Origin of the sequence: Alkalimonas collagenimarina (assembly GCF_030717845.1) — a bacterium.
GTDB classification, from domain to species: domain Bacteria; phylum Pseudomonadota; class Gammaproteobacteria; order Enterobacterales; family Alteromonadaceae; genus Alkalimonas; species Alkalimonas collagenimarina.
Window position 1 is genome coordinate 1 of sequence record NZ_JAUZVZ010000073.1, and the last position, 358, is coordinate 358.

Here is a 358-nt window from a genome sequence, read left to right on the forward strand (position 1 = left end):
TTACCTTGTTTCTTTCTACTATCAGCTTGCCAAGTTGTTAAAGAGCAGTTTGAGATAAACTCAAATGAAAATACTTTACTAAAGTGCTTTCATTTGAACTTAGTGAGCAATCAATTATGATTCGGTGTAAATGGTGGAGCCAAGCGGGATCGAACCGCTGACCTCCTGCGTGCAAGGCAGGCGCTCTCCCAGCTGAGCTATGGCCCCGATAACTATTCTCGAAAGAATCAATTCGGGTCAGACAAGGCGCTTTCATCCGTGGCATAGCTGTCTATGCGAGGAGGGAAGCAACGCCGTATGACGCGAATTTGGTGGGTCTGAGTAGACTCGAACTACCGACCTCACCCTTATCAGGGGT

1 tRNA gene is annotated in these 358 nt (G+C 47.2%); it reads right to left on the reverse strand.

The features are described from left to right. Positions 1–131 precede the first annotated feature (131 nt). Positions 132–207 (reverse strand) — tRNA-Ala (locus Q3O60_RS17645). Between the last annotated feature and the right edge of the window lie 151 nt (positions 208–358).